This window comes from Stenotrophomonas sp. CCNWLW57 (assembly GCF_037203925.1).
In the GTDB taxonomy this organism is placed as follows: Bacteria; Pseudomonadota; Gammaproteobacteria; order Xanthomonadales; family Xanthomonadaceae; genus Stenotrophomonas; species Stenotrophomonas rhizophila_A.
In genome coordinates, this window is sequence record NZ_JBBCBJ010000002.1 from 308,448 (window position 1) to 323,872 (window position 15,425).

13 protein-coding genes are annotated in these 15,425 nt (G+C 67.4%); 5 read left to right on the top strand and 8 right to left on the bottom strand.

The features are described from left to right. Nucleotides 1–151: 151 nt before the first annotated feature. The 5 genes from pgaA to V9K91_RS06235 all read left to right on the top strand — a co-directional run bounded on the left by pgaA (nucleotide 152) and on the right by V9K91_RS06235 (nucleotide 7,224). Nucleotides 152–2,188, top strand: a complete 2,037-nt coding sequence (pgaA, locus tag V9K91_RS06215) for a poly-beta-1,6 N-acetyl-D-glucosamine export porin PgaA (RefSeq protein ID WP_336443299.1) — start codon at nucleotides 152–154, stop codon at nucleotides 2,186–2,188. A gap of 10 nt (nucleotides 2,189–2,198) precedes the next feature. Continuing rightward, a complete protein-coding gene (gene pgaB / locus V9K91_RS06220) occupies nucleotides 2,199–4,088 on the top strand; it encodes a poly-beta-1,6-N-acetyl-D-glucosamine N-deacetylase PgaB (RefSeq protein WP_336443298.1) in 1,890 nt (629 codons plus the stop codon). A 7-nt stretch (nucleotides 4,089–4,095) separates the two neighbouring features. Further along, the gene (pgaC, locus tag V9K91_RS06225; protein ID WP_093532469.1) at nucleotides 4,096–5,343 is read left to right on the top strand and encodes a poly-beta-1,6-N-acetyl-D-glucosamine synthase; all 1,248 of its coding nucleotides are present in this window, start codon (nucleotides 4,096–4,098) and stop codon (nucleotides 5,341–5,343) included. Then, complete coding sequence (gene pgaD, locus V9K91_RS06230; protein ID WP_184126601.1) at nucleotides 5,340–5,819, top strand: poly-beta-1,6-N-acetyl-D-glucosamine biosynthesis protein PgaD; 480 nt, start codon at nucleotides 5,340–5,342, stop codon at nucleotides 5,817–5,819. Before pgaC ends, pgaD begins: the two co-directional genes overlap by 4 nt. Nucleotides 5,820–5,940: 121 nt before the next feature. Continuing rightward, complete coding sequence (locus V9K91_RS06235) at nucleotides 5,941–7,224, top strand: OmpA family protein (protein ID WP_336443297.1); 1,284 nt, start codon at nucleotides 5,941–5,943, stop codon at nucleotides 7,222–7,224. A 37-nt stretch (nucleotides 7,225–7,261) separates the two neighbouring features. On the opposite strand, the gene V9K91_RS06240 is transcribed toward V9K91_RS06235, so the two are convergent. From V9K91_RS06240 to V9K91_RS06275, 8 genes are all read right to left on the bottom strand, one after another. Next, nucleotides 7,262–8,509 carry a glutamate-5-semialdehyde dehydrogenase gene (locus tag V9K91_RS06240; RefSeq protein ID WP_336443296.1) on the bottom strand — a complete coding sequence of 416 codons (1,248 nt, stop codon included), beginning with the start codon at nucleotides 8,507–8,509 and terminating at the stop codon, nucleotides 7,262–7,264. 63 nt (nucleotides 8,510–8,572) lie between these two features. Beyond that, entirely contained in the window at nucleotides 8,573–9,724 is a 1,152-nt protein-coding gene (gene proB, locus V9K91_RS06245; protein ID WP_217536330.1) for a glutamate 5-kinase, read from the bottom strand. A 13-nt stretch (nucleotides 9,725–9,737) separates the two neighbouring features. After that, a complete protein-coding gene (locus V9K91_RS06250; RefSeq protein WP_068853199.1) occupies nucleotides 9,738–9,998 on the bottom strand; it encodes a YciI family protein in 261 nt (86 codons plus the stop codon). A gap of 59 nt (nucleotides 9,999–10,057) precedes the next feature. Then, nucleotides 10,058–11,353, bottom strand: coding sequence for an argininosuccinate lyase (gene argH / locus V9K91_RS06255; RefSeq protein ID WP_217536333.1), 1,296 nt, complete (start codon nucleotides 11,351–11,353; stop codon nucleotides 10,058–10,060). A 12-nt stretch (nucleotides 11,354–11,365) separates the two neighbouring features. Continuing rightward, the gene (gene argC / locus V9K91_RS06260) at nucleotides 11,366–12,325 is read right to left on the bottom strand and encodes an N-acetyl-gamma-glutamyl-phosphate reductase (RefSeq protein WP_336443295.1); all 960 of its coding nucleotides are present in this window, start codon (nucleotides 12,323–12,325) and stop codon (nucleotides 11,366–11,368) included. Continuing rightward, nucleotides 12,322–12,921, bottom strand: a complete 600-nt coding sequence (locus V9K91_RS06265; RefSeq protein ID WP_210130683.1) for a GNAT family protein — start codon at nucleotides 12,919–12,921, stop codon at nucleotides 12,322–12,324. The genes argC and V9K91_RS06265 overlap by 4 nt, the downstream gene beginning before the upstream one ends. 5 nt (nucleotides 12,922–12,926) lie before the next feature. Next, a complete protein-coding gene (locus V9K91_RS06270; protein WP_336443294.1) occupies nucleotides 12,927–14,255 on the bottom strand; it encodes an acetylglutamate kinase in 1,329 nt (442 codons plus the stop codon). Nucleotides 14,256–14,328: 73 nt separating this feature from the next. Further along, nucleotides 14,329–15,417 carry an acetylornithine deacetylase gene (locus tag V9K91_RS06275; protein ID WP_320457300.1) on the bottom strand — a complete coding sequence of 363 codons (1,089 nt, stop codon included), beginning with the start codon at nucleotides 15,415–15,417 and terminating at the stop codon, nucleotides 14,329–14,331. Nucleotides 15,418–15,425: the final 8 nt, after the last annotated feature.

The following is a 15,425-nucleotide window of genomic DNA, read 5'->3' on the forward strand; positions in this document are numbered from 1 at the left end:
GTATTGATCGCGTCTGTTTCCACAGCTGCGGAGGCCATCTTGCGTCTTAACAATTTGTCAACAAACGCCGTTTCGGGCACGATTGGCATGTGATGTGCGTCACATTTCACGCACAAACAGGTTCTTTTGAAGGGATGCTCCCGGGGGTTCCATGTACAAGCATCGGCCGCTGGCGCTCTGCGTCGGTTTGGTATGCGCCACACTCTGTCTGACCGCTCTGCCTGCTTCGGCGGCCACCTCGCGGGAAGATCACCTGGCGGAAATCAGCACCTACCGTGACCAGGCGCGCTGGCTTGACGCGCTGGGCGCGATCCAGCGCGCCCGAGCGGATGCGCCCAACGATGACCTGCTGTATCGCCTGCAGGTGCTCACCCTGTCCGACATCGGCAATGCGCACCGTGCGTGGCAGCTGTACCAGGCGCGCCCCGACCTGTTCGACGAGGCGCAGAAGCAGCGCTTCGAAGCCAACTACCTGGCCAAGCGGGTCGGCTGGAGCCTGGCTTATGGCGCCAGCGAAGACACCCGCCTGGACGAAGCCGAAGACGCGCTCGCGCAGATGGAGCGCTACCTGCAGCGCGACGGCCTCACCGTGCAGACCGCACCGCTGCGCATCCGCTATGACCGGCTGATCCTGCTCAACCGGCTGGGCCGCCATGAGCAGCTGCGCGACGAATACCGCGCCCTGCTCGCCGAAGGCCATGAGGTGCCGAATTACCTGATGGCGGCCGTAGGCGATTCGCTGATGGCCAGCCAGCACCCCGACGAAGCCATCCCGGTCCTGGAAGCGGCGCTCAAGGCCGATCCGGGCCGCTCCGAAGTGCATTCGGAACTTGCCTATGCGCACCTGGAAAGCGAGCGCGCCGATACCGCGATCAACGTGCTCACCCAGTGGCAGGCGCAGGAGCCGGCGTGGCGCTGGGCCAAGGGTGCTCGCGCGCCCTACGCCAACTGGCCGCGCTATGAGGCCGATCTCAACCTGTCGATGATCCGCGCCTACAGCGGTGACCTGCCTACTGCCCAGCACGATCTGGAAAAGATGGTGGAACTGGCTCCGGCCAACGGCGGCACCCAGTCGTCGCTGGGCAACGTCTACATGATGCGCGGCTGGCCACGGCGGGCGCTGGAGCGCTACAGCATGGCCAATACGCTGGACCCGCGCGACGTCTCCGCGCGCCTGGGCCAGTACGACGCCTACGTGCAGCTGCAGCGCGATGACCTGGCGCGGCCGATCCACGATTCCCTGCTGGAACGCTACCCGAACCAGTCCTCGGTGCAGCGCATGGACCGCAGCTGGAAGGCCCACCGCGGTTGGCAGCTGCATGCGTACGCCGAAGGCGGCCGCAGCGAAGGCGGCGGTGGCACCTCGCCGCTGGGCAACGACGATGCGCGTTACGGCGTGGAACTGCAGTCGCCGGTGATCGACGACCGCTGGCGCGTGGTGACCTTCGCCGACCGCCGCAGCGTGGATTTCCAGGACCAGACCATCCGCCCGCTGTGGTTCGGGCTGGGCACGCGCTACCGCTTCGGCCGCGCCGACGCCGAACTGTTCGTCAACCGCGCCAATGACCACATCGGCGATACCGGCCTGAGCGCCGGGTTCGGCTGGCAGTTCAGCGATACCTGGCACGCCGGCGTGACGGCGGCACGCAACGCCGCCGATGCCTCGCTGCAGGCGCGCATTTCCGGCATCACCGCCGACAGCGTGGCACTGGCGGTGGATTACCGCCGCAACGAGCTCACCCACTGGAGCGCAGGCGCCAGCCAGTTCCGCTACGACGACGGCAACCGCCGCGACACGCTCAGCACCAGCATCGAACAGCGCCTGCTGACCCGCCCCACCCTGTTGCTGGATGGCCTGGGCAGCCTGTACGCCAGCCGCGGCAGCCGCGACGACGTGCCCTACTTCAACCCGTCCGAAGACCGTTCGGCGGAAATCGGCCTGCGCGTGGACCAGCAGTTGTGGCGCCACTACGAGCGGCATTTCCGCCACCGCCTGACGGTGTCGCTGGGCAACTACTGGCAGCAGGGTTTTGGCAGTGCGCTGGTGCCGTCGGCCGAGTATCGCCACGAGTGGCAGCTGGCCGATGGCCGGATCTTCGAATACGGGATCAGCTGGTCGCGGCCGGTCTACGACGGCAACCGTGAACGACACATCGGCCTTGATGCCGGCCTGCGCTGGGGACAATGAGATGCGACACATGGACTTGAAGCGCTTTACCTCCTGGCTGCTGCTGGCCGTGCTGGCCGTGTGCGGCAGTGCGCACGCCGCCCCGCCGGTGCTGGATTCGGCCGACAACGGGCTGCTGGTGCTCAGCTACCACGACATCCGCGACGACGTGGCCACCAAGGGCGACCCGGACGCGTACTCGGTGAGCACGCAGAACTTCGCCGCGCACCTGGACTGGCTCTCGGCGCACGGCTACCACCCGGTGTCGCTGTCGCAGCTGATCACCGCCTCGCAGGGCGGCGCGCCGCTGCCCCCGAAGCCGGTGCTGCTGACCTTCGATGACGGCCTGCGCAGCGTGTACAGCAAGGTGTTCCCGCTGCTGCGCGCCTACAACTACCCGGCGCTGGTGGCGGTGATCACCGATTACGTGGACATGCCCGCCGGTCGCCAGATCGATTACGGCTACCGCCCGTTCACCCGCGACGACTTCCTCACCTGGGAACAGCTGCGCGAGATGCAGCGCAGCGGTCTGGTTGAACTGGCCAGCCACACCGACAACCTGCACCACGGCGTGCAGTCCAACCCGCAGGGCAATTCGACCCCGGCGGTGATTACCCGCACCTACGACCCGGCCACGCAGCGCTACGAAACCGAAGCCGAGTACCAGGCACGGCTGCGTGCCGACCTGGGCCTGAGCGTGAAGCGCATCCAGGACAACGTAGGCGTGAGCCCGAAGGCGATCGTGTGGCCGTATGCAGCCTACAACGCGATGAGCAACCGCATCGCCGAAGAACTGGGCATGCCGGTGTCGTTCGACCTGGAAGGCCGCAGCACGCCGGTCACGCGCGACCTGCACGGCCTGGCCCGCCTGCTGGTGACCGGCAACCCGCCGGTGACCCAGCTGGCCTATGAGCTGCGCCGCGACGTCGAACGCGACGGCATGCGCGCCCTGCAGATCGACCTGGACGCGGTGTACGACGCCAACCCGGCGCAGCAGGCGAAGAACCTGGATGCGCTGCTCGAACGGGTCAAGAAGATCGGCCCCACCCACGTGTTCCTGCAGGCCTTCGCCGACCCGGACGGCAACGGTTCGGCCGATGCGCTGTACTTCCCCAACCGGCACCTGCCGATGCGTGCGGACCTGTTCAACCGCGTGGCCTGGCAGCTCAAGACCCGCGCCGGGGTGAAGGTGTACGCGTGGCTGCCGGTGCTGGGCTATGAGCTGAAGGACCCGGCGATCCGCAAGGCGCTGGCGATCGAGAGCCCGGAAAGCGATGGCATCTTCCGGCTCGATTTCACCAACCCGAAGGTGCGTCACATCATCGACGACATCTACGAAGACCTGGCGATCAACTCGTATTTCGAGGGCCTGCTGTTCCACGACGATGCCTACCTGCGCGACACCGAACTGGCCAACCTGCCGCAGGAAGGCGACGACGGCGCGCGCACCCAGGCGCTGATCGACTTCACCCTGGAACTGCGCAACGCCGCGCAGCGCTGGCGGCCGAAGCTGGCCACGGTGCGCAACCTGTACGCGCAGCCGGTGCTGCAGCCGCAGAGCGCGAGCTGGTTCGCCCAGCGCCTGGACCTGTTCAACAAGGCCTACGACCACACCGCGCTGATGGCGATGCCGTGGATGGAAGGCAGCCGCGACCCGCAGAAATGGCTGGACCGGCTGGTGCAGGCCGTGCGTGAGCACGACCCGCAGCTGTCACAGACGATGTTCGAGCTGCAGACGGTGGACTGGCGCACGCAGAAGCCGATTTCCGGCACGGTGCTGCGCGCCCAGATCCGGCGCCTGCAGGCGCAGGGCGTGCGTCATTTCGCCTGGTACCCGGACGACTTCATTGCCGGGAAGCCGTCCACCTACGATGCGCGCGCGGCCATGTCGGCACGCACCTTCCCGTACGAGGAAAAGTGAGGCCGCCATGCATCCGCTCCTCTACCTGCTGTTCCAGTTCGCCTTCTTCTACCCGATGGTGATGGCGTTCTTCTGGATGTCCGGGGGGTTGTATTACTTCTTCCGCCGCGAGCGGAAGGCGCGGCTGCGCGACGATCCGCCGCCGATGGACAGCTACCCGTTCGCGTCGATCCTGATCCCCTGCCACAACGAGGCCGACAACCTGGCCGATACGCTGGGCGCGGCGCTGGCGCAGAAGTACCCGGATTTCGAGGTGATCGCCATCAACGATGGCAGCCGCGACGATACCGGGGCCCGCCTGGATGCGATGGCCGCCGAACACCCGCGCCTGCGCGTGGTGCACCTGGACCGCAACCTGGGCAAGGCCAATGCACTGCGCATGGGCGCGCTGGCGGCGCGTTCGGAATACCTGGTGTGCATTGATGGCGATGCGATGCTGGAAGAACACGCCACCCACTGGATGGTCTGGCACCTCACCTCGGGCCCGCGCGTCGGCGCCGTCACCGGCAACCCGCGCATCCGCAACCGCTCCACCCTGCTGGGGCGGCTGCAGGTGGCCGAGTTCTCCTCGATCATCGGCATGATCAAGCGCGCGCAGCGCGTTTACGGGCGCATCTTCACCATTTCCGGGGTGATCGCCGGGTTCCGCCGCACCGCGCTGCACCGCATCGGCTACTGGGCCGATGACATGATCACCGAGGACATCGACATCAGCTGGCGGCTGCAGATCGACCACTGGGACATCCGCTACGAGCCGAACGCGCTGTGCTTCATCCTGATGCCGGAAACGCTCAAGGGGCTGTGGCGGCAGCGCCTGCGCTGGGCCCAGGGCGGCGTGGAGGTGCTGCTGCGGCATGGCCGTTCGCTGTTCGACTGGCGCAAGCGGCGCATGTGGGGGGTGCTGCTGGAATACATGTTCAGCGTGCTGTGGGCGTACACGATGCTGGCGATCATCGTGCTGTGGGCGCTGGGCAAGTTCATCCCGCTGCCGCAGGACCTGTACATCGCCACGCTGCTGCCGCAATGGCACGGCGTGATCCTGGCGCTGGTGTGCCTGCTGCAGTTCGCCAGCAGCCTGATCATCGACCGCCGTTACGAAACCCATATTGGACGTAATTACTTCTGGGTGATCTGGTACCCGATGGCGTACTGGCTCATCAGTCTGTTCACGACCCTGGTGGCACTGCCCAAGACGCTGTTGAAGCGTCGCGGCAAGCGCGCGATCTGGGTCAGTCCTGACCGGGGTATACGATGAACGCTTCCAAGCCGACCCGCCGCTACGACTCCCGCCTGATCCGCAAGACACGCCAGCAGCCACGGCTGCAGCGCACCGCGTGGGGGTTTGTCACCATCGCGTTCTGGGGGTTCTATTTCTACCTCTGGGCGCCGCTGATCACCGCCCTTTCCTGGCTGCTCGGTGGGCAGCTGGCGTGGCTGCAGCTGTACGAGTACAAGCAGAGCGTGGACCCGTTCATCGTCATCGCGCTGCCGGTGATGCTGGTGTGCTGTTCGGTGCTGCTGATCGCCTGGGCGGAATACAACCGCATGCGTTTCGCCGGCAAGGACCGGCGCAATGCGCGCGCGGATGTGTCGCTGGAAGAGATCGCGCACAACCTGGGCGCCAGCCCGGCGTTGGCCGCGCAGCTGGCCAACGGCAAAGCGGTGACCCTGCACATGGATGACCACGCCAGGCCGATCGGCCTGACCAACCAGAACATCCAGATGAGATGACGGGTAGCGCCACGCCCTGCGTGGCTGCCCCGGATGTGTAGAACCCTTCACATCCCCGACCCAGCCCAGGCGTACGCTCCGCCTCGGAGACATCCCGCACTTCATTGTGAGGGGATACATCATGTCGTCTATCGAGACTTTGGTCACTGAAGTGGCCCGGGCCACCGGCCTTGGACCGAACGCGCAGAAATTCATCGGCGTCGTCATCGAGTACATCTTCAAACAGCCCGGCGGACTCGCCGGCCTGGCCGACAGGTTCTCCGCCGCCGGACTTGGCGATGTCTTCAAGTCCTGGTTCTCAGGCCAACCCAACATGCGCGCTGTCGATGCCGGGCAGATCCGCAGCGCGCTGGGCGGGCAGAGCATCGAGGACATCGCCAGCAAGGCCGGGGTAACGCCCGCCGTGGCCCCCGCGCTGCTGGCAACCGCACTGCCGCCGATCGTCCGGGCGGTGACCGCCGGCGGGGTGATGCCGACCGCGCTTCCCGCTGCATTCACGGGTCTGCTGGGCACGAAGGGGAAGAAGCGGACTCCCTTCCGCCTCTGGCGCTGGCTGTTGCCCTTGCTGGCATTGCTCGCGCTTGCGTGGTGCGGCTGGCACTCGCGCCACGTGGCCAAGGCGCCAGCGGTTACCGCGCCGGCCGCCAACGTCGCGGCCGTGTCCACCCACCCCACCCTGTCCTTCCAGAACACCGACGGCAAGGTGACGTTGAACGGCACATTGGGGTCGGTGGCCGACAAGGCAAAGCTGCTGGGGGCCTTTGCGGGCGCCTATGGACAGACCAATGTCAGCTCCAACATCCAGGTGGATACCAACGTCAAGCAGGCCAGCTGGCTGGGCCGGTTGGCCGAGCTGATCCCCAGCCTGAAACAGAACGGGCTGCAGTTCGCGTTGAATGGTGACTCGCTCAAACTGGATACGTCCAGGCTGCCCGAGGCCGAACGCACGGCGGTCAGCCAGCTGTTCCAGAAGGAGCTGGGCAATCTGGAGGTGGAGGGCCTGTTCGACAAAGGCGCTGCGGCACTGGGTGCGCTACCGCCAGGCTTCAGCAGTGACGACCTGACCCAGGCGTTGAACCAGACCACGATCACCTTCGAAACCGGGTCGGCGGTGATTACCCGCAGCAGTGCGTCGATCCTGGACGGTGCAGCAAAAGCAATCCAGGCGGCGCCGCCAGGGGCGCGCGTTGAAGTGGAAGGACACACCGACAACGTGGGCAACGCCGAGACCAACCAGACGCTCAGCGAGCAGCGTGCGAAGGCCGTAGCAGCAGCCTTGGCTGCCCGTGGCGTACCCGCGGACCGGTTGCTGGCACGCGGGTTCGGCGCCAACCGCCCGGTGGGCGACAACACCACCGAGGCAGGGCGCGCGGCGAACCGGCGGATTGCCTACAAGGCGTTGTAACGACCCACCATCGTTACCTGACGCACCCGCGCGCCGGTCATGGCGCGCGGGTCTGGCCGCTGCCCTGGACCACGAAGCGTTCCACGGTGAGCGCTTCCAAGCCCATCGGGCCGTAGGCGTGCAGACGGGTGGTGGAGATGCCGATCTCCGCGCCCAGGCCGAGTTCGCCGCCATCGGAGAAGCGGGACGAGGCGTTGACCATCACCACGGCGGCGCGCAGCGCGCTGATGAAACGCTGGGCGGCGGCCGGGTCTTCAGTGGCGATGACTTCGGTGTGGTCGGAGCTGTACTGCTGGATGTGGGACAACGCCTGTTCGAGGTCATCAACGACGCGCACGGCGATGATCAGGTCGAGGTATTCGGCCGCGAAATCGTCCTCCGTGGCCGGCGTGGCCTGCGGCAGCCACTGCCGGGCACGCGCGTCCGCGCGCACCTCCACCCCACGTTCGCGCAAGGCGGCTTCAGCCTTCGGCAGGAACGTCGCGGCGACCTCGGCGTGGACCAGCAGGGTTTCGAGTGAGTTGCAGGCCGAAGGGCGGCTGCATTTGCCATCCACCAGCAGCGCCATCGCCTTGGCCGGGTCGGCGGCACGGTCCACGTACAGGTGGCACACGCCCTTGTAGTGCTTGATCACCGGCACGCGCGCATGTTCGGCAACGAAGCGGATGAGCCCTTCCCCGCCGCGCGGGATGGCCAGGTCGATCAGGTCGTTGAGCTGCAGCAGGGTGAGCATGGTCTCGCGACGCAGGTCTTCGACCAGGGTCAGCGCCGCATCGGGCACGCCGGCCGCGCGCAGGGCGCGCTTGAGCGAGGCGGCGATGGCGGTGTTGGAATGGATGGCTTCGGAGCCGCCGCGCAGGATCACGCCGTTGCCGGCCTTGATGCACAGCGCTGCGGCGTCGGCGGTGACGTTCGGTCGCGCTTCGTAGATCATCGCGATCACGCCGAGCGGCACGCGCACCTTCTGCACGCGGATGCCGTTGGGACGGACGTCGTCGCGGGTGATGCTGCCGACCGGATCGGGCAGCGCGGCCACTTCGCGGAGGGCAGCGCTGATGCCGGACAGGCGCGCAGGATTGAGGGCGAGGCGGTCGAGCATCGCGCTGCCGGTGCCTTTGGCTTCGGCGGCGGCGAGATCCAGCGCGTTGGCGGCCAGGATCGCGGCCGCGTCGCTGTCCAGCGCGTCTGCCATGGCATCCAGCAGCGCCGCCTTGGCCTCGGACGAAAGCTGCGCCAGCACCTGCGCGGCGGCGCGGCATTGGAGGGCTTGATCACGGATGTCCATGGGATCTCTCATCACGAAGGGTGTTTTGGCGCGTTTCAAAAAATCTTTGGGGCCGACGCCCGTTTAGACCAGCACCAGGTCATCCCGGTGGATCACATTGCCACCGTAGTTGTAGCCCAACACGCTTTCAATGTCGCGCGAATGCCGCCCGGCCACACGGCGGATGTCGCTGGCCGAATACTGGCTGACCCCACGCGCCAAGATCACTTCACCGCTGTCGGTACGCAGCCGCACCTGCACCATGTCGCCGCGGCGGAAATCGCCTTCGGCAGCGGTCACCCCGCCCGGCAGCAACGAAGCGCCCTTGTCGCGCAATGCTGCAGCGGCACCTTGATCCACGATGATGGCACCGGCCTCCAGCGGCGCATGCCGCAGCCAATACTTGCGCGCGGCTTCACGGGTCTGCCCGGCATGGATGCGGGTGCCGAACAACCGGCCCTGCGCCAGCGCGCGCACCACATCGCCATCGCGACCATTGAACAGGCAGGTATCGATGCCGACGCGGCCGGCCTTGGCCGCCGCTTCCAGCTTGGTGTGCATGCCACCGGTGCCCGCACCGCTGCCCGCACCGCCGGCCATGGCCAGCACCTCCAGGGTCAGCTCCGGCACGTCGTGGATCGGCCGCGCCTGCGGATCGCGGCGCGGGTCGGCGCTGTACAGGCCGTCGATGTCGGTGGCGATGAACAGGATGTCGGCGTCGATCAACGCGGCCACGGTGGCGGCCAGGTTGTCGTTGTCGCCCAGCTTGAGCTCGTCCACCGACACGGTGTCGTTCTCGTTCACCACCGGCAGCGCGCCCAGCCGCAGCAGCTCGTTGAGCGTGGCGCGGGCGTTGAGGTAGCGGCGGCGGTTGCGCAGGTCGTCGTGGGTGAGCAGCACCTGCGCCACCGGGCGCTCGAAGAAGCGCTGCCACAGCCCGATCAGCTGCGCCTGGCCGAGCGCGGCCAGTGCCTGGCGCGCGGCCATCGCTGCGCCGGCCTCGATCGCGCGCGGCACGATCGCCCGGCCCGCAGCCACCGCGCCGGAGGACACGATCACCACTTCGCGCCCCGCCAGCACGTGCGCCGAGACGAACTGCGCCAGGCCCAGTGCATGCCGTGGCGACAGCCCGCCCCCATCGGCGGCCAACAGGCTGCTGCCGACCTTGAGCACGGCACGCTTCCAGCCGGGGAGCAGCTGTTCGGGGAACGGGGACTGCACGGGCGTGGGGGTCATCGCGGGGGCTGCCTCAGCGGGTGGACCATTCGTGGACGGTGGCGGTGGCGCTGCCGAGCGTCATCAGGGGATCGGCATCGACGATGGCCTGCGCGGCGGCGCGGTCGGCCACGTTGTGCAGCACGTAGGCGCCGCCGGTCTTGTCGGTGAAGCCCCCGGTAATGAGCAGCTGGTCGCGGGCACGCACCTCATCGAGAAAACGTGCGTGTTCGGCACCCGCTTCATCGCGGAACTCGGGCGTGCGGGTAACCAGTACGAGGTAGCAGATCTTCATGCGGAACTCCGTGGATTCATGCCAATACAGGAACGGCGGCCAGTGGCCGCCGTTCTGCGTTACGCCAGTGCCGCCCAGCGGGCGCGCAGTTCGTCGAGCCGCAGGTCCGCGGCCGCGCCAGGCGACACGCGCGCGGCCAGGCTGCCTTCGGGCGTACGCCCCTGCCCGGCGGTGTCCGAAGACGCAGCCGCCGCCTTGTAGGCCTCGCGGAAGGGGACGCCGGCCACGGCCGCTTCCACGGCCACGTCGGTGGCGTACATGCCCGAATCGATGGCAACGCGCAGCTTGTCTTCGCGCCACTCCAGGTTGGCCAGCAGCGCCGGCAGCAGTTCCAGCGCGGCCAGGCCACGACCGAAGCCGTGGAAGATGGCGCCCTTGCTGCCCTGCAGGTCGCGGTGGTAACCGGACGGCAGCGACAGCAGCTGCTCGATCTCGGTACGCGCCGCAGCCACGCTGGCGTGGGTGGCGCGCATCAGCTCGATCACGTCCGGGTTGCGCTTGTTGGGCATGATCGAGCTGCCGGTGGTGTACTGCGCCGGCAGCGCGACGAAGCCGTACTCACCGCTGGTGAACAGCGACAGGTCCCACGCCAGGCGGCGCAGGTCCAGGGTGGCACCGCCGAGCGCTTCCAGTGCGGCCAGTTCGAACTTGCCGCGCGACAGCTGCGCGTAGATCGGCGAGATCTGCATGCGCGCAAAGCCCAGCGCCTGGGTGGTGTGGGCGCGGTCCAGCGGCAGGTTCACGCCGTAACCGGCCGCCGTGCCCAGCGGATTGGCATCGACCAGCGCGAAGGTGTCGTGCGCGCGCACCGCGTTGTCGATGAAGGCTTCGGCCCAGCCGGCCCACCACATGCCCGCCGAGGACACCACGGCGCGCTGGATGTGGGTGTAGCCCGGCACCGGCAGGTCTTTCTCTGCTTCGGCGCGGTCCAGGGCGACCTTGGCCACTTCGCGGCTCAGCGCGGACACCTGCAGCAGCTTGTCCTTCAGCCACAGCCGGGTGGCGACCAGGATCTGGTCGTTGCGGCTGCGGCCGGTGTGGATCTTGCGGCCGGCATCGCCCAGGCGTTCGGTCAGGCGCGCTTCGATCGCCGAGTGGCAATCCTCGAAGCGCTCATCGAGCACGAACGCGCCGCTGCGGAAATCGTCGGCCAGCACGTCCAGCTCGCGCTGCAGGTCGCTGCGCTCGGTCGCGGTAAGGATGCCGATGTTTTCCAAGCCCTGCGCGTGCGCCTTGCTGGCCTGCACGTCGTACAGGAAGAACTCGCGGTCGAGGATGACGTCATCGCCGGCGAGGAAGGTCTGGATCTTCGCATCCACCGCTACGCCGGGCTTCTGCCAGAGAAGGTCTGCCATGTCTTGCTCCAATCAATGCGGAATCGAGGTCAGTTCATCCAGGCCCAGGGCCAGGTTGAGGTTCTGCATGGCCTGGGTGGCCGCGCCCTTGAGCAGGTTGTCCAGGGTCGCTACGACTACCACCCGCTTGCCGCCCGGGGCCACGTCGAAGCCGCCGATCTGCACGCCATGGCGGCCGGCGATGCGGCTCACCCACGGTGCTTCGTCGAGGATCTCGACCAGCGGCTCATCGGCGTAGAAGCGGCGGTAGGTCTCCACGACCTGATCGCGGGTCACCGGCTGCTGCAGCCACAGGTTCACGGTCATGGTAATGCCACGGAAATGCGGGGCCACGTGCGGCATGAACTCCACCGGCACGCGCAGGTGCGCGGTGACTTCGCGCTCGTGCACGTGGTTGGTGAGCGCGTACGGCATCAGGTTGTCGCGCAGCAGTTCGGGGTTGTTCTTGTCCGACGGGCTGGTGCCGGCGCCGGAGTAACCGGACACGCCGAAGCACTGCGGCGGCCCGGCCAGCTGGTCCAGCAGCGGGCTGATCGCCAGCTGCATGGCGGTGGCGTAGCAGCCCGGGTTGCTGATGTGCTTCTGGCCGGTGTAATCGCCCCGGGTCAGTTCGGGCAGGCCGTAATACCAGCTGCCTTCGAAACGGTGGTCGGCAGACAGATCCACGATCACCGTATCCGGGCGCGCGGCATCCAGCGCGGCCACGAACGGGGCCGACAGGTTGTTGGGCAGCGCCAGGATCACCGCATCCACGCCTTTGGCGGCCACGGCGTCGGCATCGAGGTTTTCGAACGCCAGCTCGCCGGCAACCTCGGGATAGGTATCGGCCACGCGCTGCCCGGCCAGCTCGCGCGAGGACACGAAGCCCAGGGCCAGCTGCGGGTGCGCGGCGATCAGCTTGACCAGCTCGGCGCCGGTATGGCCGCGGGCGCCGACGATACCGATGGTGAACGTTCTGTTGGAAGTACTCATGCGTGTGCGTCCAGGCGGTCCTGCAGGGTGCGCTTCACGTCCTGCCATTCCGAATCGATGATGGAGAAGACAACCGTGTCGCGCGGGCTGCCATCGGGGTGGCGCTTGTGGTTGCGCAGCACGCCTTCCTGGGTGGCCCCCAGGCGGGCGATGGCCGCGCGCGAGGCGGCGTTGTGCGAGCTGGTTTCAAAGGCCACGCTGATGCACTTCAACCGCTCGAAGGCATGGGTGAGCAGCATCAGCTTGGCTTCGGTGTTCACCCCGGTGCGCTGCGCATGCGGGCCGTACCAGGTGTAGCCGATGCTCAGGCGCGGGACCTCTTCTTCCAGCGCGTAGTAGCGGGTGCTGCCCACCACGTTGCCGTCGGCGTCGAGCACGGCGAACGGCAGCACCTTGCCGGCGGCCTGGTCCTGCAGGGCGGCCTGCACGTAGGCGGTCATGGTCTTGGCGCTGGGCACGTGCGCGTACCACAGCGCGGAAAGCGAACCGTCGCCCAGCGCACCGCGCAGGCCGTCGATATGCGCCATCTGCAGCGGTTCCAGCCGTGCATGCCGGCCGTCCAGCGTAGGGACCTTGGTCCAGTCGGCATGATTCATCGGGGTCAGCCCTCCAGGCTCGGGGTGCGCTTGGCGCAATGATCCACGTAGGTGCGGATGCGGTCGAAGCCGTCGGCACCGAACCAGAACACCTTCCAGTGGTCCTGCTTGTAGCAGCCATCGGATTCGGCGTAGTAGAAATGATTGATCGGGTTGCCGTGGCGCGAGCGCCAGAACAGCTGCGGGGTTTCCTCCAGCATCACGTTCCATACCGCACGGCCGAGGCCTTCGCCCTGCGCGTCATCGAGCACGGCGAACTTGTCCAGGTACACGCCTTCGGCTTCGTCGGTGAGGATCACCGCAGCGCGGTAGTTCTCGCTGACATAGGCGCGCAGCAGGCGGGTCTTGTCGAAATAATCGGGCACCAGGGTGCGGCCGAAGCTGGATTCGATCAGGCCCTTCAGGCGCGGCAGGTCCAGTTCGCTCCAGGCGGTGGCGCGCAGCACCTTCTCGCCCTTGCGCACCAGCGTGCCCGAGCCCTTGTGGGTGAACAGTTCCTTGGCCAGGTCGGCCGGCCGGGTGATCGACACCGACGACTCCAGCGGCAGCCGGTCCAGCAGGTCCTTGATCTGTTCGATCTTGACCCGCATGCCGCCGTGGATCCACGACTGCTGCATCAGCTGGTCGTATTCGGTGGACAGGTTGATCGAGTCGATCACCCTGCCCTCTTCATCGAGCAGGCCGCCGGTGCCGGTGAGGAAGATGATCTTGTACGGCTGCAGTTCCTGCACCAGTTCGTTGGCGGCGAAATCGGCATTGACGTTGAGGATCTGGCCGCAGCGGGTTTCGCCCAGGCTGGTGATCACCGGAATGGAACCGGCGCGCAGGCTGGCTTCGATCGGGGCCAGGTTGACCTTCTTCACTTCGCCGACCAGGCCGTAGGTGTCCTGGTCCAGGTATTCGGCTTCGAACACGCCACCGGTGATCGAGGTGGCACGTGCACCGTTCTGCTGCAGTGCTTCCACCAGCTGCAGGTTCGACGCCTGGAACACGCGGCGCACGATGGCCAGGCCTTCGGGCGAGGTCACGCGCAGGCCGTTGACGGTCTGCTTGACGATGCCGGCCGCCGACAGTTCCGCGTCCAGCTGCGGGCCGGCACCGTGCAGCACGATCGGGGTGAGCCCGACTTCCTGCAGGAACGACAGCGAAGAGGTCAGCGCGTCGAGGTCATCGCGCAGCACGGCGCCGCCGACCTTGACCACGGCGAAGCGCTTGGCATCCACCTGCGAAAAGCGCTTGAGGTACTGGCTGATCTCCTTCGCGCTGGCCATGCTGGAAAGCAGGCGCACGATGGTCTGGCGGGTCTGGCGGTGGGGCTGGAGGGAAGAAGGCATTTCAGTATCGTCACGGGCGGCCGTGGCCGCGGTGGGAGATCCGTCAGTGGTGGGCCACGACGGCGTCATTCGGTCAGGCGCCGGCGCTGATGATGCGGTGCACGGCGTCGGTGTAGCGCTGCAGCTGCTCCAGCGTCACGAACTCGTCGGCGGTGTGGGCCTGGGCGATGTCGCCCGGGCCGTACACCAGGGTGGTGTAGCCACCGGCCGAGAACAGCGAGGCTTCGGTCCAGAAGTCCACGGCGTTGCCGATCGGCAGGTCCAGCGCATCGGCCACGTCACGCGCGGCCAGGCGGCGGTTCTCCGCTTCGGCGATGTCGCCGGCCGGCAGGCTGGGGCCGCGGAAGGTTTCGGTGAACAGCGCCGCTTCCGGTTCGGCGAAACCGGCGAAGGTGGCCAGCAGCGCGTCGATGTCCATCGACGGCAGCGGGCGGAAGCCGAAGCGCAGTTCGGCCGCCGGGGCGATCATGTTGGCCTTGATGCCGCCTTCCACGCGCCCGATGTTGAAGCGCAGCCCGGTCAGCCCGCCGAAACGGGCATGGGCCAGCGAATCCACATGGTCCAGCGCGCGGTTTCCCCAGCGCATGGCCTGGTGCAACGCGCTGGCGGCTGCATCCTGCTTGCCCGAGGCATGCCCGGCGCGGCCGGCGAACTGCATCAGCACCGAGCTGATGCCCCGGTGCGCCAGCACCGCTTCGCTCATGGTCGGTTCGGCCACCAGCACCGCTTCATACGGAATGCCACGGGCCAGGAACGCGGCGATGCAGCGCGGATCGTTGGCTTCTTCATCGCTGGAGAACAGGAACGCGGCATCGCCATCGCTGGCATTGGCCGCGGCCACCAGTGCGGCGGCCGCGCCCTTGATGTCGCACACGCCGAGCCCGATCACCCGGTCATCGGCGCGCCGCATCACGTGCGGGTCGGCGCTCCAATGCGGGGAATCGGGCACGGTGTCCAGGTGCACGTTGAACAGATAGCGCGGCGTACCGCGCACCGCATACAGGCTGACCGCGCCGTCGCCATGGTCGATCACCTCCACGTTGAACCCGGGCAGGTTCGCGCGCAGGTAATCGAAGATGCCACCGGTGGTGATCGCACGCGGCGGGTTGCGGGTGTCAAAAGACACCAGCGCCTGCAGGTGATGGAGCGTCTGTTCCAACATGCCCGGGC